This is a genomic window from Caproiciproducens sp. NJN-50 (assembly GCF_004103755.1).
In the GTDB taxonomy this organism is placed as follows: Bacteria; Bacillota; Clostridia; order Oscillospirales; family Acutalibacteraceae; genus Caproicibacter.
Genome location: NZ_CP035283.1, coordinates 2,572,950 through 2,594,361 on the forward strand (window position 1 = coordinate 2,572,950; position 21,412 = coordinate 2,594,361).

The window sequence follows — 21,412 nt, forward strand, 5'->3', positions numbered from 1 at the left end:
CAGGCACGGAGAAAGGAGCCTTCATGGACGAAAAGGAACTGGTACGGGCCGCGATGGAAGCGCGGGAAAAAGCCTATGTCCCCTATTCGGGTTTTGCCGTCGGCGCGGCGCTGCTGACAAAAAGCGGGAAGGTCTACCGCGGCTGCAACATTGAGAACGCGGCGTACACCCCCTCCAACTGCGCGGAACGGACCGCGTTTTTCAAGGCGGTCAGCGAAGGGGAATCCGAATTCGCGGCAATTGCCGTTGTGGGCGGAAAGGCCGGGGAGCCCCTCGCCGACTACTGCCCTCCCTGCGGCGTCTGCCGTCAGGTCATGATGGAATTCTGCGGTCCGGACGAATTTCAGATTATTCTCGCCAAATCGCCGGAAGACCGGAAGGTTTTTTCCCTGCGGGAGCTGCTGCCGCTCGGCTTCGGCAAAAAGGACCTGGAAAAGGAGGATATCAGTCGTGAGAATGTATGACGTTATTTCCAAAAAGCGCGACGGCGGAGAACTGTCCCAGACGGAAATCCAGTTCTTCATCGACGGCTACGTGAAAGGGGAAATTCCGGATTACCAGGCTTCCGCGCTGATGATGGCGATCTATTTCAAGGGCATGACGGCGCGGGAGACCGCCGACCTGACCCTGTGCATGGCGCGCTCCGGAGAGATGGTGGACCTGTCCTCCATCGACGGGGTCAAGGTCGACAAGCACAGCACCGGAGGCGTCGGCGACAAGACAACGCTCATCATCGCGCCGATCGTCGCGTCCCTCGGCGTGCGCGTCGCCAAAATGAGCGGGCGCGGCCTCGGCCACACCGGCGGCACGGTGGACAAGATGGAATCCATCCCCGGCATGAAAACCTCCCTGGACCGCGAAACCTTCTTCGACATCGTGCGGAAGGTCGGCGTCAGCGTTATCGGGCAGTCCGGCAATCTGGTCCCGGCGGACAAAAAGCTGTACGCTTTACGCGACGTGACCGCCACCATTGAGAGCATTCCGCTGATCGCTTCGAGCATCATGAGCAAAAAGATCGCCGCCGGCTCCGACTGTATCCTGCTGGACGTCAAAACCGGCAGCGGCGCGTTCATGAAAACCGTGGACGATTCCATCCGTCTGGCCGAGGCGATGGTGTCCATCGGCGAGCACGTCGGCCGACGGACCGTCGCGCTGATCACGGACATGGACCGCCCGCTCGGCAGCGCGATCGGCAACAGCCTCGAAATCCGCGAGGTCTGTGAAACGCTGAAGGGCCGCGGCCCGCAGGACCTGACGGCCATCTGCGTGGAGCTGGCGGCAAACATGCTGTTTTTGGCGGGCCGCGGGGAGCTTCCTATCTGCCGGGAGCTGGCGAAGAAACAGATCTCAAACGGCGCGGCGTTCCAAAAGCTCCGCGAGATGGTCGCCGCGCAGGGCGGGGACGTCTCCGTCCTCGACGACAACTCCAAATTCGCGCAGGCCGCCGTCCGGCATGAAATCACGTCCGGCGAAGACGGTTTCATCCGGGCGATGAACACGGAGGAATGCGGCATCGCCTCGGTCGAGCTTGGCGCGGGGCGTGAAAAAAAGGAAGACCCGATCGACTTCAGCGCCGGAATCGTCCTGCGTAAAAAGGTCGGCGACCGGGTCGGCGCCGGAGAGCCGATCGCGGAATTCCATACCTCCTCCGAGCAAAAATGCCGGGAGGCGGAACGCCTGTTCCGGGACGCGGTGAAGATCGGCGCGGAGCCGCCGGAATCGATTCCGCTGGTGCACGCCCGCGTGACGAAGGACGGCGTGGAAAAATATTAAAAGAAGGGACCGCGAAGGCGGAGAGAGAGGATGGTGGTGACATCCGGCCCCGCCCGGGCGGCCCCGCAAGGCACAAAAAAACGCCGTATACGGATTTTTCATCCATATACAACGCCACAAACACACCCGGACAATCCCCATTTCCCCTCTGTACAAAACGACAAAGCGGAGTTATAATAGAGGACGCAGTGTGCTGATGATTCAGTTGCGTATGGAGGTCTTTTCTCCGTACGCAGGGGGCGGGTGCTCGTTACACCTTCCCCTGCGCTGCACTTTTTGTGCCTTACAACCAAATTATACCTCTTTGTGACGCAAAGTCAAGATAAATTCCCGATTTCTCTCTTGCTTTCACAGTAAATTTTCCGGCCGGCGCGGCGGGCAGAATTGTCATTTGATTTTGCGGCCGCGCGGCTTTTTTATTTTGTGTTCTTTTTTTGAAGTGTTTCTGCGCGCCGGATCGTTTGATAGACAGAGACGAAAGGGATGGTGATGCGTATTAACGAGCAGCAGTTTGAACGCGCCGTAACGCAGTATCAGGCCCTCGTCTTCAGCATCTGCCTGACCATGACAAAAAACTATTTTGACGCGGAGGATCTGGCGCAGGACACCTTTGTGTCCGCCTACCGCGGCTGGAACGGCTTCGACGGGAAAAACCCGAAGGGCTGGCTGACCGCCATCGCCGTCAACAAATGCCGGGACCACCTGAAAAGCCCGGCGAGGAAGAACCTGCCGCTGGCCGCCGAGGACGCCGCCCTGCTCCTCGACCCGGACGGCACGCCGGAGGAACAGGCGGAGGACCGGATGTCCCTGAGCCATGTGCGCCGATTGTGCCGCCGTCTGCGGGAGCCCTACCGGAGCGTGGCGGAAAGCTATTTCTGCGGGGAGAAAAAGCTCTCCGAACTGGCGCGGGAAACCGGGCAGAACATAAGGACTCTGGAAACGCGGCTCTACCGCGCGAAAAAATTACTGAAAGCCCTGTGGGAGGAGGAAGAAGGATGAACGGACTGTTTACGCCGGACGGACACATTTCAGAATCGACCCTGCGCGAGTTTGTCGAAGGATCGCTGGACGCGGCCGCGATGCTCGCGGTCGCGGAACACGCGGCGGACTGCGGGCCCTGCGCCGAACGCCTTGCGCGGGCGGTGGAAAAGAGCGGACCGGCGGTCCCGCCCGCCGGATTTACCGAGGAGGTCCGGCGGCGGCTTCCCCGCGGGCAGTCGCGCACGGAGCTTTTCCTTTATTCCGCCCGGGTCGCTCTCGCGGCCTGCGCCGCGCTGTTCCTCATCTTTTCCGGCACGCTCCGGACGCTCGCCGGCCAGAAGGACTCTAGCCTGCGCATCGGCGCTCCCGGCTTTTCCGCCGTGGAGCAGATCAGCACCCGCCTGAACGGCTTTTCACAACAACTACTTCACTGGGAGGTTTTTCATCATGCCGAAGAAAAGAAGTAAGGTCTGGACCGTCCTTTTTTCCCTGCTGCCCGGCGCGGGGCACATGTTCATGGGATTCATGAAGCGGGGCCTTTCCCTGATGTCCCTGTTTTTTTTCATCATCTTCCTGTCGTCGTGGCTCGGCATCGGACCGCTGCTCTATATTATCCCGGTGCTGTGGTTCTATTCCTTTTTCGAGTGCATCAACCTGACCTGCGCCGACGACCAGGAATTCGCCAGGATGGAGGACCGGTACCTGTTCCATCTGGACAGCCTGACCGGACTGAGCGAGCATTTTTCCACACGGACCGGCTTTTACGCCGGAATCCTCCTGCTCTTTTTCGGGCTTTACCTGATCGCCGCCAAGCTGCTTTCCCAGTTCCGGTTCGGGCTTCTTCCGCAGGCCGTCAGGTATTTCGAAGGCATCCTCTCCGTCTTCCCCCAGGTGCTTGTGGGAGTCGTCATCATCCTGATCGGCATCCGGCTGATCAAAGGGAAACGGGAGGAGTTGGAGCGGCATGATTAAGAACAGAAGAGTCGGCACGCTGTCCGCGGGCGTTTCCATGGTCGTCTTCGGCATCCTGTTCCTTCTGCGGCTGTTCGTCCCGGCCGTGACGCTCCGCCTGATCGTCTCGCTCTGGCCTTTGGTCCTTGTGTTCCTCGGGATCGAGACCCTGCTGGCCTACGCCATGAACCGGGAGGAAAAAATGCGGTACGACGCGGGTTCCGTCGTCCTCATCGTCGCGCTTGCTTTTTTCACCGTCTGCATGGCCGCGGCCCAGATTGCCGCGGAGCACTCCGGCTTTCTGAATTTTCCATAAGCCGGCGGGACCAAAGACCAAGGCTTGAGAAAAAAGCCTCGCTTTCGGGAAATTTTTCAGGAATAATTTCCCTTGAAAATGCCGCGGCGGTATTGTATGATAAATGACATGGTAAATAAATACTTGCGTCCGCCGCGCAGAGCACAGAACCCCGATGCCGTCAGACCGGGAAGTTTCGCAAATTCTTCACAGCCGAACGACACGCGGGTTCTTTGCGAAAGGGCGCTTTCATTCGTTTGAAAGCGCCCTTCTTTCAGGTTCCCCTGTATCTGCATGGTTTCCGGTCAAAAATCAAAGCTTTATGGGGGATAACCCGATGGAATACCGCATCGTTCTAAGAGTCAAAGTCCGGGAAAACAGCTGGATCAGGATTGGAGAGGAACATCGGATCCTGTGGGAAATCCGCGGTTTGATTGAAGCTTCCAGCGGATGCACCATGCTGAACCAGGTGGGAATCGGGTCGGCCGCTTCCCTGGTCCCGCTGTTCGAAAAGGGGATTTGGGAACTGACGCAATCGGCGAATTCCTACTTATCCTACGAAGCGCTCTGCGGTATGGGAACCATTCGGGACACGCTGGAATTTTACCGGAATCTGCTCAAAGACTGCAAGGGACATCCCTATGCCGAACTTTACGGTGAAGTTGTCGCCTGAGCCGCTTCCGGACCGTTTGAATTCCCGTCCCGCCGCCGACCGGGATCGACGGATCTTTCCACAGATGCAAAGGGCCGCGGGAACGCTGGATCTTCCAGCGTTCCCGCGGCTCCTTGTTTCACCGGTTTCCAAAGCCAGGGACCCCGAGGCCGGTTCCTCAGGCCTTGCCCGCGGAACCGGACAGTTCGATGATCTTTTTAATATCTTCGGTCAGGGCGTCGTTTGCGGCCTGAGAGATTTTCCACGAATGGCCCTGATGATCCATATGGTCCATCGCATTGCGAAAATGCTCAAGATATTTGTAACGGATTTCCGTGCCGAAATTGATCTTCCCCACTCCAAGCCGGATGGCGGCCTTGACGATATCCGTGCTCATCCCGGTGCAGCCGTGCAGCACAAGGGGAAGGTCCGTGAATTTGCGGACCTTTTCCAAAACGTCCAGCTTAATGTCGGGTTTACCCCGGTAGTAGCCGTGTGCGTTTCCGATTCCGATGGCCAGGGTATCCGGACTGCAAAGGCTCAGGAACTCTCTCACTTCTTCCGGATTCGCGATATTCTTATTCTCCAGAACGACGCCGTTGTCCAGCCTTTGCAGTTCGCCGATTTCGGCCTCCACAGGGATCCCTCTGGGATGGGCATAATCGATCACCTGTCTGGTCAGCGAAGCATTTTCCTGAATCGGTTTCTGCGAGCCGTCGATCATCACGCTTGTAAATTTCAGATCGACCGCCATTTTGCAGATCTCAAAACTGTTGCCGTGATCCAGATGGACGGAAACCGGAACGGAGACTTTATCCGCGCACCATTTGCAGACATTGACGAACCAGTCGTGGCCGGAGTAAGCGCCGGTTGAAACATAGTGCGCCAGGATCATCGGGGACTTCATCTCTTCGGCGGCACGGCAGCACGCCCAGATAATGTCGTAGTTTCCCCCCTGCGTATTAATGGCCGGAATCGCGTACCCGCTGCGGGACGCCTTTTTTATTTCCTCCAAATTTGTTGTAAGCATATGTTAAATTCCTTTCTGCGCTTCATTCAAAAGATCCCTTGGACCGAGAAACTTCTTATTGTCCGTTCTCTGCGGGCACGATGTTTTTCGGGGCAATATCTGCAAATCAGCCCTTGACCGCGCCCGCGACAAGGCCGCTGACCATATATTTCTGGAAGAAGAAGAACAAAATGATCATGGGAAGCATGGAAACGATGGAGATCGAATTGATCAGGGACCAGTCGAAAGACAGCTCGCCCAGGTAACGCAGCGCCACGCCGGCCGAAAGAGTCCGCAGGCTGTCCGTCTGGATCAGGGTAATGGCATGCAGATAATCGTCCCAGGTCATCAGGAACGCATAAAGGCCGGAAGCCAGCATCCCCGGCTTCACCAGCGGAGTGACGATCCTCGTCAGGATCTGGAACCTCCCCGCCCCGTCGATTCTCGCGGCTTCCTCAATGGCAATGGGGACGCTGTCGAAAAAGCTGCTCATCAGAATCACGGTGAACGGAATCTGAGCGGCAATCAGCGCAAGGGTCAGTCCAAAGAGCGTGTTGATCAGGTGGATTTTCCCCAGAAGATCGTACAGGGAGATCATCCGGCTGATCACGGGGAACATCTGGGAGGTCAGCAGAGCGGCGACCAGCCATTTGTTCCATTTAAAATGGAACCGGGAAAGGGCATACCCGGCGAGAATTGCAAAAACCGTCGTCACAAGCGCCGTAATGAAAGAAACGACAAAGTTGTTCTTGTAATAGACAAAAAACGCATTGTCCTTTGTAAAAAGATTGACATAGCTCGCAAGGCTCGCCTTTTCAGGCAGAAAAGTAGGCGGAAATCGATAGGACTCCATGTTTGTTTTCAGCGATGTGAGAAACACCCACAAGATCGGGAAGAGCAGAAATAATAAAATAATTACCAGAACCACATCGCGGAGCACTTTGCCTGTTACGGATAATTTCATCGTGCCGTCACCCCTTAATCCACATCGCTGGAACCCATAAATTTATTGTAGAAGAAAACAACGATCATCATCAGGAACATCCAAACCGTTGTGACCGCGGCACCGGAACCGAAATTGTTGGAGACAAACGCTTCCCGGTAACTGAGGATGGCAAGGGTCGTGGTTGCGTCCTGCGGGCCGCCGCCCGTCATGGTCCATACCAGCGGGAACTGCTTGAAATTTTCGATGATCGCCATCGTGAGCGTGATTTTGACGACGCTCTTCATGGAGGGAAAGACAACGGAGAAAAAACGCCGGGCGCCGCTGGCCCCGTCAACCGTCGCCGCTTCCAGCATGTCGCTCGGAACGTTCTGCAGTCCGGCAAGCAGCAGCAGGGTCGTCAGCGGGATCTGCTTCCAAAGGGCGGCGACCACCACGCCCCAAAGCGCCGTGGAGGGGTTGTTCAGAATGGCGAAATCGTTGATGCCCATCAGAGAAACAAAGTATTTGAGAAGCCCGTACTGAGGCTGATAAATCCACATCCAAACCAGGGCGGAAATCACGGTAGGCACCACCCAGGGAATCATCATAACGCTTCGCAGGAACCGGCTGCCGCGGATACTGGAGTTCAGGATCAGCGCAAGGCTCATTCCCAGAACAAACTGGAAAATGACAACAACGGCGACAAACGAAAATGTAGTGATAATGGAAGGGACCAGTTTATTGTTCTGAAAAAGGCGGATGTAGTTTTGAAAATTGTTCCAGGTTCCGGGTTTTCCGGAAATGATGTTGCTGACCTTGAACGTCAGCAGACTTTTATAAACGGAATCGACAACCGGAAAAAGGATGAAAACGATTGTCATCAACATGGCGGGCGCCGACAAAGTCAGCGAGAAAGCGATATCCGCCGTATTCGCCGGCAGCCTCCGGCCCGCGGATTTGTTTTTCATCATCACACACTCCGTTTCCACACTGTCAGCAGAAAAAACCGCCGCATCCACGCTCTGTATTTGGCGGATACGGCGGGATCTGCTTCTTAGGGTATATCAGGTTTCGTTATGCCCGCGGTTTCCTTATTGCTGAAGGATCTTCTGCGCGGCGGATTTGAAGCCGGGATAAGCCGAGTCAAAAGTCTTTTTCCCGACCGTAAGGCCCTGGGCAAAGGTGCAGAGCTCCAGATTCAAATCGTTCAGCGCCGGAACAAACGTGGTAGGCTGCACGCAGTCAAGGCTGCCGAGGGCACCCTTGAGAACGGGGCTGTCTTTGATCGCCTGCATATCCTTCATGGAAGTGTACGCGGGATAGGCGAGGTTCACTTTGGACATGAAGTCGCCCAGCGTATCGGCATTGATCAGCTCTTTGATCAGGATCGCGGACGCTTTCTTGCGCGCGTCCCCGTTATCCATCAGGAACAGGCAATGCGAACTGACGACGCTCTCACCCTTGCCGGAGCCTCCCGAAAGCGGGGCCGCGGTGGCCGTGAAGTCGGCCGCGTTGGAATTGATCGACTGAATCCCGCTGTAGCCCCACGACTGATCGTAGTACATGGCCAGCTGTCCGAGGGCAAACAGGTTGCGCAGGTCCTTCAGCTTGGCATTCTGAGGATTGTATTTTTTCTCATCCAGCGTTTTCAGCATGCTGAACGCGTCTTTAAAAGCCGCATTGTCGGTGGCCAGCGTTCCGTCGTCATTCAGGACGCGTCCGCCGAAATTGTACACCATCGAGGTCAGGGAAGCGCCGGAAATCGCCACGGATGCGGTCGTCTGGCCGAAAGCATAAACCGTATTGCCGTCCTTCGTTTTCAGCTTCGAGAGCTTTTCCGCCATTTTCAGCATCTCGTCATAGGTCTTCGGGGGAGTGTCCGGGTCCAGGCCGGCCTGCTTGAACAGGTCCTTGTTGTAGAACAGGACGAACGGAGTCATGTACAGCGGCAGCGCGTACAGATCGCCGTCGATCATATGCGCCTTTGCAACGCCCGGCAGGACATCGGCGACCATCTGATCCCCGACAATGTTCTTCACCGGCACCGCAAGTCCGGACTCTTCCACGGTCGGCGTCCAGGACGTCTCGCCAAGAAAAATATCCACCTTGTCCCCGCCGCCCGCCATATTGATGACGGTATTCAGGATCTGGTCATAGGGCGCAGTGACATATTCCAGTGTAATATTGGGGTGTTTCGTTTCAAAATCGGACTTGAATTTTTCCCAGAAATCCTTTGTGCCGTTTTCAAGCACCATATGATTCGCAAATTTGATCGTTACCTTTTCCGTGGGCTCTTCCATTGACGACGAACCGCCGCCCGCTGCAGACGAAGCCGGGGCCGAAGAAGAAGGAGCGCCACCGCATGCGGCCGTGCCGAGCAGGATCGCTGCAGACAGCAAAGATGCGATGAGTTTTTTCATTCGTATTCCTCCCATAAAAATAATTCAGGACCATTCGCGATATACACCCCGCAGTCTATCTAGTACGGCCAAGCCGGATCATAAACACGTGTGTACATCCTGTGTTTTTTATTATATGCGAACGATAGGTCATTGTCAATAATATTTTTATAAATATTTAAAAAAATATGTTGCGATTGAGCTTTGGTTTTCCCGCTGTTATTCCGCCCTGTCTTCACCCTGAGCAAAAATATTTGACGAAGGACATTTTATAATTTATAATCGAGTAAAAGTACATACGTGATTACAAAAGAAAGCCGAGGTGCCTTTTTTGGTCACAATAGAAAACGAATTCTACCGGGTCGAAGTGAACCCTTTGGGGTCTGAACTGTGGTCCGTCGTCGAAAAATCTTCGGGGCACGAATTCCTATGGCAGGGAAAAGAGGAAAAAGAGAGCGTCTGGCCGCGCCGCGCCCCGATCCTGTTCCCTGTGTGCGGAAGGCTCAGGGGCGGCGCCGCAAGGATCGACGGCAAAAGGTATTCCATCCCGATGCACGGCTTTGCGCGCGATTACGAACATCAGGTTTCAGATCTGAAAAAGGACCGTGTTACATTCTGTTTCTCAGACAGCCCGGAAACGAAAATCATGTATCCGTTTTCCTTCACTTTGTACACCAGCTACATTCTGGAGGGAAAAATTCTTCGGTGCCGATATGAAGTAGAGAATCACGGCGGTGCCGGCATGCCTTTTTCCATCGGCTACCACACCGGATACCGTTTGCCTCTTTCGGATCACTCGAATGCCCGCGACTGCACGCTGGTTTTTGAAAAAGAAGAGACAATTACCCGACTTCCGCAGGAGGATGGCTTCCTTACGGGAAAAACGGAGCCTTTTCTTCAGAACGAGCGCAATGTCGGTCTGTTTGCTTCCTGTTTTCCCGGCACGTGCATTCTGGAGAATTTCCGTTCGCGGTCCCTCGAGCTTCAGGACCGCAGGGCCGGAAAATCAATTCAGGTCGGAATTGCAGGTTTCCCCTATCTCGCGATCTGGATCAGCCATGAGGCAAGGCCCTTCGTCTGCATCGAGCCCTGGTACGGAATCCCGGATGAAAAGGAAGCGGAAGGGGATTTCCGCCGCAAGAAGGGGATCGTCGCACTCGACGGCGGTAAAACTTTTTCCTGTGAACAGACGATCGAGATAAAAGGATAGAAGGGGCCTCTTTGGTATGGAGAAAAAATTAGTCACCAGAAAAGACGTCGCGGAATATGCCGGCGTAACGGAAACGATCGTTTCCTATGTCATGAACAACAACCGTTACGTCGCGAAGGAGAAGCGGGAGCGCGTACTGGACGCGATGCGAAAGCTGCATTACGTGCCCAACACGATGGCCCGCGGGCTGAAAGGAAAGCGCAGCAACCACATCCTTTTTATCGCGGACAGCATCGCAAATGAGCATTTCGGCAGAATTGTAGAGGAAATGGATCAGTTTGCCTATGACAAAGGCTACCTGATTTCGCTGATGAGGGACCGCAACGACATGGATTTCGTCACTCATATCATCAGCCGGCAGATCGACGGAGTGGTCATCAGCTCCGTCAGTTTCGGCGAGGAATACATCGCGCGGTTTATGGATTACGGCGTCCATGTGGTCCTGCTGGGGAACCGGGATTACTCCGATGTGGACCCGCGCGCCGGAATCGTTCATATCGGAATGAAGAACGGCATGGAGAATGTCGTCAAGCTGATGGTGAAAAAGGGCCGCACGAAAATCGCCTATATCGACCGCACCAGCACCCGGAATCATTTCAGCACCATGCGCGACCTGCGTTACCGCGGTTTTCGCCTTCAAATGGAAAAAAGCGGTCTCCCCTTCGATGAAGCGGAGCAGTTTTTCACCGGTTTTGCGACAAGGGAAGCCCTGGCGGACGGAATCGAACAAAAACTGAAAAGCGGATTGAAACTTGACGCCATGGTCTGCAGAAACGACTATATGGCGGCGGTTGCGATGGAAGCGGTCAAACGCTGCGGCCTCAGGATTCCGGACGATATCGCCATTATGGGGTTTGACAATTCCGAATTCAGCCAGTTTCTTCAGCCCAAACTTTCAACCGTGCAAATCAACCGGAAAGAAATCGCCCGCTGCATCATTACAATGCTGGACGACATGATCGCGGGCAAGGATACCGCCGGCAAAATGGTGGAAACCACCTTGATCGAACGGGAGACCACATGATGATTGAAAATTTCTTTCAAGCCGCAGCTCTCAATTCACAAAAAAATACGGTTCTTTGTGCAAATGCTATTGACATTGACGGTAAAACGGGGGTAAAATGAGTCGAAAGAATCGCTCATGCAGTTTGGTATGGGCGAGTTTTTTCAGCGAATGTACATTCGTATGTATATCAGGAAAGGACAGCATGCACATGAAGACCACACTGAACGTTGGATTTATCACAACCGTTTCCGGCAGATGGCCCCGCGAAACACCGCAAAAGAGGATGGAACGCTACGGAGCGTTTTTAAACGAAAAGCTTTCACAGGTCAACCTGATTACTTTCGACACGCTGATTGACTCCACGGAGCGGATCGACACCGCGATCGACACGCTCAGAGCAAAGGGCGCGGACCTGGTGATTATGCTGTACGGAGCCTTCACCGGGGACGACGTGTGCACGGGAATCGCGGACAGCCTGAACGTGCCGCTGATCCTCTGGGCACCCCGGGAACCGGAGCTTGGCGGAGGGCGCCTGCTGTCCAACGCGTTGGTCGCGCTGACCATGAACAGCGCCTCCATGCATCGGCTGGGACATACCTGCTATCCGGTTTACGGCAATCTGGAGGAACCGGAGGCAGTCTCCAGGGTGCTCTCCGTTGTCAACGCCTATGCCGTGGTCAAAAAGATGCGCCACACGGTTCTGGGATTGTTCGGTTACCGCCCTACCGCTTTTTACAATTCCGCTTTTGATGAAGGGCTGATCCGCCGGACTTTCGGCATCCGGATGGAAGAAACCGATTTGAAAACCGTCTTCGATGAAATGGAAAAAACGGACCCGAAAGAGCTGGAGAAAGACCAGCAGCTGGTTCGCGATACTTTCTCCATGGTCGATACTCTCCCGCAGGAATATAAGGAGAATCACTCCAGGCTTTACCTGGCGCTGAAAAATCTGGTTCGGCGGGAAGGTTACGATTACTGCGCGATCAAATGCTGGCCGGAAATGGGGAATCTGAAAACGACCCCCTGCGCGGTCCTCGGGCGTCTTGCCGACGCAAATATCAACATTGCCTGCGAAGGCGACGTCGACGCCGCCCTTTCCATGATCGCGCAGAACGGCATTACGGGACACACGAATTTTATCACCGACATGATCGATCTGCACGAGAAGGAAAACACTTTGACTTTCTGGCATTGCGGCAACGCCGCGCCGTCGCTTCACCACCCCGATTACCCGACCAAAATGGGCGACCATCCTTTGGCGGGCCAAGGAACCGCATTCTATACGACCTTGAAAGAAGGCCCTGTCACCATCTCAAGATTCTGCAACATCGACGGTGCCTACAAGCTGTTCCTGATTCGCGGAACCGCCTCAAAGACGGACCTTTACACGCCGGGCTGCATGATCAACGTTGTCCCCGACGCACCGGTCAGCCGGATCATGGAAGCGATCCTGAAAAACGGAGTTCCGCACCATTACAGCATTGTGTGGGACGACGTCGCGGATATTATGACACAGGTTGCGGAAATTCTTGGAATCGAAGTTATAAAATATTAAATACCGTAAGGAAGACAGGGGCGGCCCCCCTGTCTTCCTTACGGTTAACCCGGTTTCCTTTTCAGTTCATGCTCGCATGGAAGAACCTGATTGTTATATCGTTCAATCTTGCCGTTCAGACGTTCCAGCGTTTCCTGCATTTCCGTGATTCTTTGAATCAACCGGTCCCGTTGATCCACCAGCAATGCCTTTCGGGCCGCCATTGTTTTGTCTCCCTGTTGAAACAGCCTGACGTATTCAATCAGAACCTCAATCGGCAGTCCCGCATTGCGCATGCATTTTATAAACTCGATCCACCTGCAATCCTCTTCCAGGTAATCGCGGATTCCGCCCGCCGTGCGGTTCACGCTGGGAATGAGTCCGACCCGTTCGTAGTAACGAAGAGTATCGGGAGTTAAACTGCATCTTTTGCTAACTTCAGCGATTGTCATCGGACGCCTCCAATCAGTCAATCCATTGAAAAAACGCTAGCGGACAAAATTGGTAGCTATGTGCTCCTCCTGTTTAGGAAATGGGATCCCGGCTTTGATCCCCGCTTCCTTGCATTTCAAAAACCAGGCCATATTTCTGCCCAGAATACGCATGACTTGAAGCCCTTCCAAATCCTTCTTTACGTCGTCCGGTGAAATCCCATGCACCATATTCCAATAGCGCGACGAAATGACCGGCATTTCAGATATGGTAAGATACTTATTGAGCTGTTCAAACGCGGCGGTCGTTCCCGCGCGCCTGGCGGAAACGACGCAGGCGGCCGGTTTCAGATAGAAAACATTCTGGCCGGAACTTGCATTGGAATAGAAGACCCGATCCAAAAACGACGTGATTGCCCCGCTGGCCGCCGCGTAATGTACAGGGGATCCGAACACGAAGCCGTCAGCGTCTTTCGCAAGCGCCACAAATTCGTTGACACAATCGTCAAATACGCACGTTCCGTATTTCTGACAGTGCCCGCACGCGATACAGCCCGATACGGGCTTCGTGCCGATCTGAAAAATTTCGGTTGTTATGTGTTCTTCGTTCAGGGTTTTCGCGACTTCCGCAAGAGCGGTATAGGTGCAGCCCTTCGCGTGAGGGCTGCCGTTTACCAATAGAACTTTCATCGCATTGCCATCCCTTTCTTTCAGTTTATGTCTCTTTTCTCATCCGAAGCGGATCCCGGCATGAGAGGGGACCGCGTTCCGCCCGGCCCGCGGGCAAAATCCGGCGCGGCGGCGGGAAGCATCCCGAAAGGACCGAATCATTGCCGATGCTCAAAGGTTTCCGCCACAAGCTCAAGCAGGGTGGGAATCGGCAGATGCTGCGGACACTGCTTTTCGCATTGCCCGCATTTGACGCATTCGGACGCTTTCCCATAGGTCTGCGCGTAATTGCCGTAATAAACGCTCTGAACGGAAAAACCTCGGATTTTCGATCTTTTCTCCGCGTTATACAGGTCAAAATATTTTGGGATCGCGATCTTTTGGGGACACCCGGCCACGCAATACCCGCAGGCGGTGCACGGAATGGCGATGGAAGCGCAAATAATATCGACGGCCCGGCCCACAATGCCGAATTCTTCCTCCGTCATCGGCACAAAATTCTGCATGTAGCCGGTGTTGTCAAGAAGCTGCTCCATATTGCTCATCCCGCTGAGAACGACTATAACGCCGTCGTGGCTCGCGGCAAACCGGATCGCCCAGGAAGGGACGGAACGGTCCGGCGCGCAATCCCTGAAAAGCTTTACAGCCTCTTCCGGAATATTGGCCAGCGTGCCGCCCTTGACCGGCTCCATGACGATCAGATCCTTCTTATGCTTTCTCACTACTTCATAGCATTTGCGCGACTGGACGCTCTCGCTGTTCCAGTCCAGGTAGTTGAGCTGGATCTGCACCACGTCGACTTCGGGGTGGGCGGTCAATATCTCGTCGAGCAGACCGGCATTGTCATGGTAGGAAAAACCTATTTTCCGTACTTTCCCCTCCTGTTTCTTTTTCTGGATAAACGCGAAACTGTCAAGTTTCTGCGCGATGGCGTAATGGTTTACATTGAGATTGTGAAGCAGGTAATAATCGAAATACTCCACGCCGCACTTTTCAAGCTGCTCATTGAAAATGCGCTCCATATCCTCTTTCGTTTTCAGGAACATCGTTGGCATCTTCGAGGTCAGCGTGAAACTGCCGCGGGGATGCCTTTTCACAAGCGCTTCCCGGGCGGCAATTTCGCTTTGAAAATTGTGGTACATGTAAGCAGTGTCAAAATAGGTAAAGCCTCTTTCAAGAAACGCGTCCACCATCCGCTTCATCTCATCCAGGTCGACGCTTGCCTGATCGTTCTTGTTTTTCAGCGGCAGACGCATCAGACCGAATCCCAATTTTTTCATTCCAAGCCCTCTTTCCCGTTTTAACTTCCAAGCTCATTTTGAATGATTCCGGCCGCTTGCAAAAGCCGTTTAAGGACAGTGTAGCATCTGGAGTTCACTCCAAGTCAAGAGCTTTTCTGCATTTTATTTCCGGAAGCCCGTAAAAGAGAAGCCTTCCCCACGGAAAGGAACCGACGCACGTTATTCTGCTCAACTTCTATTCTTTCATTACATTACAAATATCATTCAAGCGAGAAAAAGGATCTGCTGACCAGCCTTCGTCTAACAGCGGTCCCTGATACGGCAAAGAAAAAGAATCAGTTTATCCGCAATTGAAAGCGCGAACGATTTTGGCCGTAAGGCACGGGCCGCCGGTCAGCGCTTCCATGCCGGCGCGGTTTTTCACTTTGAAAGACTGCCGCTGATTTCGTCCAGATTGGCCTTCATGCGGTCGAGGTAGGTCATGCCGTCCTCGCTGCTCTCGATCGTGTAGATCTGCTCGACTTCGGCGCCGACCTGGTCGGCCAGCGTCTGTGACACGGCGGGGCTGACCATATCTTCCACAAAGATCGTTTTCACATGGTTGTCTTTGCAGTAATCCACCAGCTCCGCCAGTTTCTTCGCGCTGGGCTCGCCTTCCGCGAAAACGTCTTCCACGCTGTTCTGGCTCAGGCCGAAATCCCGGCACAAATAAGCGAAAGCGGCGTGGCCGGTGACAAAGCTCTTGGTCTGGTCCGACCGAAATTTCTGATTGTACTCCGAGTAAAGGCTTTCAAGCTGCGAGATAAAATCGTTGCAGTTCTGATCGAAATAAGCCTTGTCGGTGGGGTCCGCCTTCGCCAGCGCGTCCCGGATGTTTTTCGCCTCGACTTCCGCGCCTTTCAGGCTGATCCACAGATGCGGATCGTATTGGCCGTGCTCCTTGATCTCATCCGGGTCCGTATTCTGGATCGGAGTTGCGCCTTTTGAAGCTTCGACCGCAATCAGATTTTTGTTGTCTGCGGCTTCGACCGCCTTTTCAGCCCACGATTCCATCCCAAAGCCGTTGTAGACAAAAACCTGCGCCGTGCTCAGCCCGGCGATATCCTGCGCTTTCGGCTCAAAGTCATGCGGCTCCGTGCCGTCCGGGATGATGGTTGAGATTTTCACTCTGTCTTTTCCGACGGCCTCCGTGAATTCCTTCATGGCGTCGAATGTCACGGACACCTGGATTTTCTCACTGCCGCTTGACGTTTCGCTGCCCCCCGAGCTCTCTTTCGGCTGCCCGCCGCCGCATGCGGAAAAAAGCAGGAGCGAAACCATGCAAAGCGCAAACGGAATCATTTTCTTTCTCATTTTTTCATCCTCCGTCTAAATTCTACTTGCAAATGATTTGCATTTGCGTTTATAATATAAGTCAGCACCATTTCATTTGTCAAGATTTTTTTGGAAGGGAAATTGAGATTCGCATGATTCAGGCAAATCATCTGTATTTTTCCTATACGGGCTCTCCCCCCTACGTTCTCGACGGAATCGATCTGACCATCCGGGACGGCGAATATATTTCCGTCATGGGGGAAAACGGATGCGGCAAAAGCACCTTCATCCGATTGATCCTGGGATTTCTCAAGCCGACGAAAGGATCCGTTTCTTCCAGCGCGAAAAGGATCGGCTATGTCCCGCAGAAAAGCGATTTTGTCAATTCCGGCTTTCCGATCACGGTGGGCGAGCTGTTGAATTCCTACCGCAGGCTTTTGAAAATCAAAAAGAAAGGCACGGTGGATCAGGCCCTCGGCCTTGTGGGAATGAGCCCGTACCGAAACGCGCTGATCGGAGCGCTTTCGGGCGGGCAGCAGCAGAAGGTCCTGCTTGCGCGGGCCCTCATGGGGAACCCGGATCTGCTGATCCTGGACGAACCCTCGACGGGGGTAGACCTTCAGGGCCAAAAGGAAATCTACGGCTTTCTGAGCCGCCTGAACCGGAACAGAGGCATCACCATCGTGTCCGTCGAACACAACCTGGACGCGGCCGTGGCCAATTCCACCCGGATCTATCATCTGGCCGGCGGAAAGGGGCACTCCTGCACGCCGGAAAAATACGCGTCCGAATTTTTGAGATCACGGGAAAGGAATTCATAAGATGCTGCAGTACGCCTTCATGAAAAATGCCTTGTTCGTTTCTTTCTTTATTTCCATTCTTTGCCCGAGCATCGGGATTTTCCTGGTGCTGCGGCGCTATTCCATGATCGGAGACACGCTCTCCCACTCCTCTCTGGCCGGCATCGCGCTCGGGCTGCTGCTGGGCCGCAGCCCATTGATCGGCGCATTCCTCTTTACTTCCTTCTGCGGCGCGCTCATTGAATTCCTCCGCAGGTATTTCAAAAAACACACCGACCTGATCCTCACCATCGTGCTTGCGCTCAGCGTCGGAACGGCGATCACCATTATCAGTTCCGGAAAAGCCCACGCCAATGTGGACTCTTTCCTGTTCGGGAGCGTTCTGACCGTGACGAAGTCGGACCTTGTCACTGTTTTCGCGCTCAGCATGATCTCCGTCGTCACGATTTTTCTCCTGTATGATCAGATGATCTATATCGCCTACGACGAGGAGGCGGCGAAAGTCGCCGGCGTCAGAGTCCAGCTGATCAATTACATCTTCTCGATCCTGGTCGCGGCCGCCATCGCCGTTTCCATCCGCATCGTGGGCGTCCTCGTTCTGAGTTCCATGATCGCCCTCCCGGTCGCGACGGCGCTGCAGCTTGGGAAAGGATTCCGGACCACGCTGTTCTGTTCGATCCTGTTCAGCATGACGGACGTCCTTCTGGGGCTGTTCCTGTCCTACTATCTCAATGTGGCGCCGGGCGGATTTTCCGCTCTCCTTTCCGTCGCCGTCCTCATGATCGTGATCTTGGTGAAAAAGCTGTCGGCCGCCGGAAAACAGACTGCGGTCCGGCCGCGCACCCGGACAGGGCGAGGTTGACAATCCGCCTGATTCCGACTAAGATAAGCTCAAAATCATTGCCCCGCGGAGGAACTTTTTTATGGATACGCAGATAGGCATCATCTCCGGCTTTCTCGGCGCCGGAAAGACGACGCTGATCCGGAAGCTGCTGAAAGAGGCGCTGTCGGACGAAAAGATCGTCCTGATCGAGAACGAATTCGGAGAAATCGGCATTGACGGAACCATTTTGAAGCAGTCGGGAATCCGTGTGCGGGAGATCAATTCCGGCTGCATCTGCTGCACGCTGGCCGGGGACTTTCACGCGGCGCTGAAGGACGTGGTCCGGAAGTACCGCCCGGAGCGGATCCTGATCGAGCCGTCCGGCGTCGGCAAGCTGTCCGACATTCTTCCGGTCTGCCGCAAAACCGCGCTGCGGGAACAGGGACGGATCGACCTGTGCGTCACGGTCGTGGACGCCCAGAAATACAGGATGTACGCAAAAAATTTTTCCGAATTTTTTCTCGACCAGATCGACCACGCGGAAACGATCCTTTTCAGCCGCACGCAGAACGCCGATCCGGAAGAGCTGAGCGATATCGCGAGGGAAATAAAAGGCCGCAACGAAAGAGCGGCGGTCATCACAACCCCCTGGGACCAGCTCAGCGGCGCGGAAATCCTCTCCGTCGCCGAAAAGGGAGCAAAGGCACTGATCAGCCGGGAGGATTTCGAGTCCGCCGAAGAGGAACACCATCACCACCATCACGACGCGGACGAAGCGTTTCAGGTGTGGAGCAGGGAAACGCCGAAGGTCTTCGACCGGGACAGGCTGCGCGAGGCGATGAAAAAGCTGCCTCAATGCGGCGAAGTGCTGCGGGCGAAAGGAATCCTGCCCGTCCGGGACGGCCGCTGGGTTCAGTTCGATTACGTCCCGGAGGAATCCGGATTTCAGGAAGCAAAGCCGGAATTCACCGGACGGCTCTGCGTCATCGGGAAAGGACTGGACCGGCGCGGGCTGGCCGCGCTGTTTCAGGTGGACCCATGACGAGGATCGAAGTGGTCTGCGGATTCCTGGGGAGCGGAAAGACAACGCTGCTCCAGCATGTCCTGGAACAGGACTATATGGGGAGCTACCGCCGCATCCTGATTCTCCAATGCGAGGACGGGGCGGCGGGATTCGACGCTTCCCGGATGAAAAACGGGGACGTGCTTCTGGACCAGTTGGAGAGCCCTTCCAAAATCTGCGCGGAACTGTTCTTCAAAATCCGGTCGGAGCTCCATCCGGACCTGATCCTGATCGAATACAACGGGACCTGGCCGATGGAGCGGCTGCTGAGCGTCCGGATGCCGAAGGGCTACCGCATCGACCGGATCCTGTTCTGCGCGGACGCCTCCACGTTCGGCTCCTATTGGAAAAACGCGGGGAGCCTGATGCTCAGCCAGCTCGGCAACGCGGACGCGGTGTGCGCGAACCGCGGCTCCGGGCCGGAATCGCCGCTGCGGTCGGCGGTCGGCGGCGTCAACCGGTCGGCGGCGATCTGTACCGACGGCCCGTCAACAGAAAAATACCTGTCTCAGGTTCTTGATCCGGAGCAGGTAAAAGAGGCAGGCAAATGGCAGAAAATCGGCGAGCTGGAGGTCGCCGTCCTGGCGGCCGTCATCCTTTTCTTCCTGACGCAGATTCCCAGGTACCCGGATCTGTATACGGCCGTTCAAAGCGTTCAGATGATCTTTATCGGGATCCTGATGCAGGCGGTCCCGTTTTTGCTGATCGGCGCGTTTGTCTCCGCCCTGCTGCAGGTGTATGTCCCGGACGAATCGCTGGTGCGGCTGTTTGCGAAGCATCCGCTGCTGGGATTTCCCCTCGCCGCCGTTCTCGGCGTCTTTTTCCCGATCTGCGACTGCGGCATCGTGCCGATCGCCTCCCGCTTGGCGCAGAAGGGCGTGCCCCTCCCCCAGGCGATGGTTTTCATGCTCGCCGCGCCTGCGGTGAACCCCGTCACCATTCTCTCGACGCTGTACGCTTTCTCGGGGCAGCCTCAATACGCTTTGTACCGGATCGGCCTGGGAGCGCTGATCGCGCTGGCTGCCGGCATTCTGCTGAGCCTCTTCCGCTTCAGGTCCGCGGACGTCCTCTCCTCCCGCGCGGCCGCGGCCTGCTCCTGCGGGGCCGACGGATGCGCTCCGCGCCACACGGGAAGGGCGGGCCGGATGGAATCCGTATTCATCACCGCGGGACAGGAATTCCTGAGCATGGGGCGTTATATTATCGGAGGCTCCCTTCTCTGCGCCGTCCTGCAGCAGACCGTGCCCGCGTCGCTCTTCCTCCATTCCGGCTCCGCCGCCGTTCTTCCGGTTTTCCTGATGCTTCTGGCCGCTTTTTTCCTGTCGGTCTGCTCCACAGCCAACGCGTTCATCGGCAGGAGCTTTCTGAATCTGTTTCCGGCCCCCGCCGTGATGGGCTTTATCGTGATGGGGCCCATGCTGGACTTGTCCAACCTTCTGATGCTGAGCGGCAGCTTTCAAAAGAAATTCGTCGCACGCCTGGCGGGGATTCTGCTGGGGATCGCGGTTCCCGTGTTCCTGCTGTTTTCCCTGCTGTTCAAGGGGGGATCGCTATGAGAAGAAAAATCAATCCGGAAGTGCTGCTGGAAGCGCTGATCTGTCTTTCCCTGTCGGTCCTGCTGCTTTACGCGCTGATTTCGGGCCGGGCGTCGGAGTATGTGCATCCCCGCATCAACGGCTATCTTTGGTTTTCCTCCTGCGCCCTGTTCGTCATTTCCCTGCTTTTGCTGTCCGGTTCCCTCCGGCCGAGGCACAACGCGAGGCCGGCGAGATTCCTGCTCTTCCTGATCCCGATCTTTTCCGTGCTGCTGATCCCCGCCGGGGCCGTACAGAGCAGGGCGGTTTCCTTCGGGAGTACGGCGGCCGCTCAAAGCGCCGCGCCGCCCTCCGGAAAAAGCGCCGCCGCTTCTTCCCAGGCCGTTTCCACCACCGGCCCGTCCTCCTCCGCCCTGCCGCAGGAGGACGCCAGCGGGGTCACAAGCATCAGCGACGAGCAGTTCGCCGCCTGGTATCAGGACATCAACAAGGACATGGAGAAATACGAGGGGAAAACCCTGAGATTCAAGGGGCAGGTCTTCCGGATGGACGGATTTGCAAAAAATGAAATCGTGCCGGTGCGGTACGCGATGGTCTGCTGCACCGCCGACCTTCAGCCCTGCGGAATCCTCTGCCGGAGCGGCGAGGCGTCCCAATACAAGGACAACGACTGGGTATGGGTGACCGGAAAAGTGAAAATCGAAACCTATATGGATCAGACCATGCCGGTCTGCTACGTCACGAAGATCGAGAAAGCGGAAAAAGCCAAGGCGGCTTACATCTATTTCACCTACTGAACGA

Annotated in this window: 23 protein-coding genes; 15 read left to right on the top strand and 8 right to left on the bottom strand. The window is 55.4% G+C overall.

The window, feature by feature from the left end:
- Positions 1–23 precede the first annotated feature (23 nt).
- The 7 genes from EQM14_RS12455 to EQM14_RS12485 all read left to right on the top strand — a co-directional run bounded on the left by EQM14_RS12455 (position 24) and on the right by EQM14_RS12485 (position 4,673).
- A complete protein-coding gene (locus EQM14_RS12455; protein ID WP_128743457.1) occupies positions 24–464 on the top strand; it encodes a cytidine deaminase in 441 nt (146 codons plus the stop codon).
- Positions 451–1,773 carry a pyrimidine-nucleoside phosphorylase gene (locus EQM14_RS12460; RefSeq protein ID WP_205703169.1) on the top strand — a complete coding sequence of 441 codons (1,323 nt, stop codon included), beginning with the start codon at positions 451–453 and terminating at the stop codon, positions 1,771–1,773. Before EQM14_RS12455 ends, EQM14_RS12460 begins: the two co-directional genes overlap by 14 nt.
- Before the next feature lie 486 nt (positions 1,774–2,259).
- Positions 2,260–2,772 carry an RNA polymerase sigma factor gene (locus EQM14_RS12465; protein ID WP_205703256.1) on the top strand — a complete coding sequence of 171 codons (513 nt, stop codon included), beginning with the start codon at positions 2,260–2,262 and terminating at the stop codon, positions 2,770–2,772.
- Complete coding sequence (locus tag EQM14_RS12470; RefSeq protein WP_128743461.1) at positions 2,769–3,221, top strand: anti-sigma factor family protein; 453 nt, start codon at positions 2,769–2,771, stop codon at positions 3,219–3,221. Before EQM14_RS12465 ends, EQM14_RS12470 begins: the two co-directional genes overlap by 4 nt.
- Entirely contained in the window at positions 3,202–3,726 is a 525-nt protein-coding gene (locus tag EQM14_RS12475; RefSeq protein WP_128743463.1) for a hypothetical protein, read from the top strand. Before EQM14_RS12470 ends, EQM14_RS12475 begins: the two co-directional genes overlap by 20 nt.
- Positions 3,719–4,021: a LiaF transmembrane domain-containing protein gene (locus EQM14_RS12480; RefSeq protein WP_128743465.1), complete on the top strand. Its 303-nt coding sequence runs from the start codon at positions 3,719–3,721 to the stop codon at positions 4,019–4,021. The genes EQM14_RS12475 and EQM14_RS12480 overlap by 8 nt, the downstream gene beginning before the upstream one ends.
- A 316-nt stretch (positions 4,022–4,337) precedes the next feature.
- Positions 4,338–4,673 (top strand): hypothetical protein, encoded by a 336-nt coding sequence (locus tag EQM14_RS12485; protein WP_128743466.1) that lies wholly within the window; start codon positions 4,338–4,340, stop codon positions 4,671–4,673.
- 157 nt (positions 4,674–4,830) lie between these two features.
- Here EQM14_RS12485 and EQM14_RS12490 read toward each other — a convergent pair whose 3' ends face one another.
- From EQM14_RS12490 to EQM14_RS12505, 4 genes are all read right to left on the bottom strand, one after another.
- On the bottom strand, positions 4,831–5,682 hold the full coding sequence (locus EQM14_RS12490) for a class II fructose-bisphosphate aldolase (protein ID WP_128743468.1): 852 nt from the start codon (positions 5,680–5,682) through the stop codon (positions 4,831–4,833).
- A gap of 106 nt (positions 5,683–5,788) precedes the next feature.
- Complete coding sequence (locus EQM14_RS12495) at positions 5,789–6,625, bottom strand: carbohydrate ABC transporter permease (RefSeq protein ID WP_128743469.1); 837 nt, start codon at positions 6,623–6,625, stop codon at positions 5,789–5,791.
- 14 nt (positions 6,626–6,639) lie between these two features.
- Positions 6,640–7,557 (bottom strand): carbohydrate ABC transporter permease, encoded by a 918-nt coding sequence (locus EQM14_RS12500; RefSeq protein ID WP_243112524.1) that lies wholly within the window; start codon positions 7,555–7,557, stop codon positions 6,640–6,642.
- A 120-nt stretch (positions 7,558–7,677) separates the two neighbouring features.
- Positions 7,678–9,006 carry an ABC transporter substrate-binding protein gene (locus tag EQM14_RS12505; protein ID WP_128743471.1) on the bottom strand — a complete coding sequence of 443 codons (1,329 nt, stop codon included), beginning with the start codon at positions 9,004–9,006 and terminating at the stop codon, positions 7,678–7,680.
- Between the two features lie 310 nt (positions 9,007–9,316).
- Here EQM14_RS12505 and EQM14_RS12510 point away from each other — a divergent pair, with 310 nt between their 5' ends.
- From EQM14_RS12510 to EQM14_RS12520, 3 genes are all read left to right on the top strand, one after another.
- Positions 9,317–10,195: an aldose 1-epimerase family protein gene (locus EQM14_RS12510; RefSeq protein WP_164919076.1), complete on the top strand. Its 879-nt coding sequence runs from the start codon at positions 9,317–9,319 to the stop codon at positions 10,193–10,195.
- Positions 10,196–10,211: 16 nt separating this feature from the next.
- Entirely contained in the window at positions 10,212–11,219 is a 1,008-nt protein-coding gene (locus EQM14_RS12515; protein WP_128743475.1) for a LacI family DNA-binding transcriptional regulator, read from the top strand.
- 190 nt (positions 11,220–11,409) lie between these two features.
- Positions 11,410–12,756 (top strand): L-fucose/L-arabinose isomerase family protein, encoded by a 1,347-nt coding sequence (locus tag EQM14_RS12520; RefSeq protein ID WP_128743477.1) that lies wholly within the window; start codon positions 11,410–11,412, stop codon positions 12,754–12,756.
- Between the two features lie 44 nt (positions 12,757–12,800).
- Here the strand turns inward: EQM14_RS12520 and EQM14_RS12525 are convergent, their stop codons facing one another.
- From EQM14_RS12525 to EQM14_RS12540, 4 genes are all read right to left on the bottom strand, one after another.
- Complete coding sequence (locus tag EQM14_RS12525; RefSeq protein ID WP_128743478.1) at positions 12,801–13,187, bottom strand: MerR family transcriptional regulator; 387 nt, start codon at positions 13,185–13,187, stop codon at positions 12,801–12,803.
- 36 nt (positions 13,188–13,223) lie between these two features.
- Positions 13,224–13,856, bottom strand: a complete 633-nt coding sequence (locus EQM14_RS12530) for a flavodoxin family protein (RefSeq protein ID WP_128743480.1) — start codon at positions 13,854–13,856, stop codon at positions 13,224–13,226.
- 137 nt (positions 13,857–13,993) lie between these two features.
- Positions 13,994–15,115 (bottom strand): aldo/keto reductase, encoded by a 1,122-nt coding sequence (locus tag EQM14_RS12535; protein WP_128743482.1) that lies wholly within the window; start codon positions 15,113–15,115, stop codon positions 13,994–13,996.
- A 381-nt stretch (positions 15,116–15,496) separates the two neighbouring features.
- Positions 15,497–16,429 (bottom strand): metal ABC transporter solute-binding protein, Zn/Mn family, encoded by a 933-nt coding sequence (locus EQM14_RS12540; RefSeq protein ID WP_128743483.1) that lies wholly within the window; start codon positions 16,427–16,429, stop codon positions 15,497–15,499.
- A gap of 113 nt (positions 16,430–16,542) precedes the next feature.
- Here EQM14_RS12540 and EQM14_RS12545 point away from each other — a divergent pair, with 113 nt between their 5' ends.
- The 5 genes from EQM14_RS12545 (at position 16,543) to EQM14_RS12565 (ending at position 21,408) form a co-directional block, all read left to right on the top strand.
- Positions 16,543–17,211, top strand: coding sequence for a metal ABC transporter ATP-binding protein (locus EQM14_RS12545; RefSeq protein ID WP_128743485.1), 669 nt, complete (start codon positions 16,543–16,545; stop codon positions 17,209–17,211).
- A gap of 1 nt (position 17,212) precedes the next feature.
- On the top strand, positions 17,213–18,052 hold the full coding sequence (locus EQM14_RS12550; protein ID WP_128743487.1) for a metal ABC transporter permease: 840 nt from the start codon (positions 17,213–17,215) through the stop codon (positions 18,050–18,052).
- A gap of 61 nt (positions 18,053–18,113) precedes the next feature.
- Positions 18,114–19,055 carry a CobW family GTP-binding protein gene (locus EQM14_RS12555; protein ID WP_128743489.1) on the top strand — a complete coding sequence of 314 codons (942 nt, stop codon included), beginning with the start codon at positions 18,114–18,116 and terminating at the stop codon, positions 19,053–19,055.
- Positions 19,052–20,632, top strand: coding sequence for a permease (locus EQM14_RS12560; RefSeq protein WP_128743490.1), 1,581 nt, complete (start codon positions 19,052–19,054; stop codon positions 20,630–20,632). Before EQM14_RS12555 ends, EQM14_RS12560 begins: the two co-directional genes overlap by 4 nt.
- The gene (locus EQM14_RS12565) at positions 20,629–21,408 is read left to right on the top strand and encodes a TIGR03943 family putative permease subunit (protein WP_128743492.1); all 780 of its coding nucleotides are present in this window, start codon (positions 20,629–20,631) and stop codon (positions 21,406–21,408) included. Before EQM14_RS12560 ends, EQM14_RS12565 begins: the two co-directional genes overlap by 4 nt.
- The last annotated feature ends 4 nt before the right edge of the window (positions 21,409–21,412 follow it).

Bases quoted from the DNA above. Each gene is read 5' to 3' on its own strand.
- EQM14_RS12540 (WP_128743483.1), bottom strand. From the start codon at position 16,429: ATGAGAAAGAAAATGATTCCGTTTGCGCTTTGCATGGTTTCGCTCCTG.
- EQM14_RS12530 (WP_128743480.1), bottom strand. From the start codon at position 13,856: ATGAAAGTTCTATTGGTAAACGGCAGCCCTCACGCGAAGGGCTGCACC.
- EQM14_RS12475 (WP_128743463.1), top strand. From the start codon at position 3,202: ATGCCGAAGAAAAGAAGTAAGGTCTGGACCGTCCTTTTTTCCCTGCTG.
- EQM14_RS12485 (WP_128743466.1), top strand. From the start codon at position 4,338: ATGGAATACCGCATCGTTCTAAGAGTCAAAGTCCGGGAAAACAGCTGG.
- EQM14_RS12495 (WP_128743469.1), bottom strand. From the start codon at position 6,625: ATGAAATTATCCGTAACAGGCAAAGTGCTCCGCGATGTGGTTCTGGTA.
- EQM14_RS12515 (WP_128743475.1), top strand. From the start codon at position 10,212: ATGGAGAAAAAATTAGTCACCAGAAAAGACGTCGCGGAATATGCCGGC.
- EQM14_RS12560 (WP_128743490.1), top strand. From the start codon at position 19,052: ATGACGAGGATCGAAGTGGTCTGCGGATTCCTGGGGAGCGGAAAGACA.
- EQM14_RS12535 (WP_128743482.1), bottom strand. From the start codon at position 15,115: ATGAAAAAATTGGGATTCGGTCTGATGCGTCTGCCGCTGAAAAACAAG.
- EQM14_RS12470 (WP_128743461.1), top strand. From the start codon at position 2,769: ATGAACGGACTGTTTACGCCGGACGGACACATTTCAGAATCGACCCTG.
- EQM14_RS12455 (WP_128743457.1), top strand. From the start codon at position 24: ATGGACGAAAAGGAACTGGTACGGGCCGCGATGGAAGCGCGGGAAAAA.
- EQM14_RS12545 (WP_128743485.1), top strand. From the start codon at position 16,543: ATGATTCAGGCAAATCATCTGTATTTTTCCTATACGGGCTCTCCCCCC.
- EQM14_RS12505 (WP_128743471.1), bottom strand. From the start codon at position 9,006: ATGAAAAAACTCATCGCATCTTTGCTGTCTGCAGCGATCCTGCTCGGC.
- EQM14_RS12555 (WP_128743489.1), top strand. From the start codon at position 18,114: ATGGATACGCAGATAGGCATCATCTCCGGCTTTCTCGGCGCCGGAAAG.
- EQM14_RS12520 (WP_128743477.1), top strand. From the start codon at position 11,410: ATGAAGACCACACTGAACGTTGGATTTATCACAACCGTTTCCGGCAGA.
- EQM14_RS12550 (WP_128743487.1), top strand. From the start codon at position 17,213: ATGCTGCAGTACGCCTTCATGAAAAATGCCTTGTTCGTTTCTTTCTTT.
- EQM14_RS12525 (WP_128743478.1), bottom strand. From the start codon at position 13,187: ATGACAATCGCTGAAGTTAGCAAAAGATGCAGTTTAACTCCCGATACT.
- EQM14_RS12500 (WP_243112524.1), bottom strand. From the start codon at position 7,557: ATGATGAAAAACAAATCCGCGGGCCGGAGGCTGCCGGCGAATACGGCG.
- EQM14_RS12565 (WP_128743492.1), top strand. From the start codon at position 20,629: ATGAGAAGAAAAATCAATCCGGAAGTGCTGCTGGAAGCGCTGATCTGT.
- EQM14_RS12480 (WP_128743465.1), top strand. From the start codon at position 3,719: ATGATTAAGAACAGAAGAGTCGGCACGCTGTCCGCGGGCGTTTCCATG.
- EQM14_RS12490 (WP_128743468.1), bottom strand. From the start codon at position 5,682: ATGCTTACAACAAATTTGGAGGAAATAAAAAAGGCGTCCCGCAGCGGG.